Source organism: Duganella violaceipulchra (genome assembly GCF_019166075.1).
In the GTDB taxonomy this organism is placed as follows: Bacteria; Pseudomonadota; Gammaproteobacteria; order Burkholderiales; family Burkholderiaceae_D; genus Rugamonas; species Rugamonas violaceipulchra.
Map to the genome: position 1 here is coordinate 1 of NZ_JAHTGR010000119.1, position 466 is coordinate 466.

At 63.9% G+C, this 466-nt stretch carries 1 protein-coding gene and 1 pseudogene; one reads left to right on the plus strand and one right to left on the minus strand.

The features are described 5' to 3' along the window. Window positions 1-163, minus strand: a pseudogene (locus KVP70_RS33235) (type II secretion system F family protein); the annotation flags it as partial. On the opposite strand from KVP70_RS33235, the gene KVP70_RS33240 reads away from it, so the two are divergent. Next, entirely contained in the window at window positions 144-464 is a 321-nt protein-coding gene (locus KVP70_RS33240; RefSeq protein ID WP_217946711.1) for a hypothetical protein, read from the plus strand. The pseudogene KVP70_RS33235 and the gene KVP70_RS33240 sit on opposite strands and share 20 nt — an antisense overlap. Window positions 465-466: the final 2 nt, after the last annotated feature.

A 466-nucleotide genomic window follows, 5' to 3' on the forward strand; every position in this document is an offset into this window, starting at 1 on the left:
GCAATCGGTATTTTGGGGATGCAGTAAAGGTGTCAAACGAGCGAAGGTGGTCCTCGCGCTCATACATCTGGGCGATCTCGTCCATCAAGTCATCCAGCGAACCGGACTCCTCGCCGACCGCGATCATTTGCAGCACCACCGGCGTGAACACCTTGGCCGAAACGACGCTGCTTCACGAAATCTATGACCTCGACGACGCCGCCGCGCTGGAGACGGTGCGGCTGATGAACACGGCGATCATGAACGGCAACCCGGTCAACGGCCGCCTCAACGTGGCCAGCACCATGGTGCGGCAGAACAGCAGCGACTTCGAGCGCTACTACGAGCCGATCAGCGGAAACAGGAAGGTCGCCAGCGGCGCGCTGGGCCGGCATCCGCGCCTGCCTGGCCGCGCGCTGGCGCGCCGCACAGCAGGTCCTGGCTGCCGGCGTAGAGCTGGGACAGCCAGGCGGAGACGGTTTTGAAG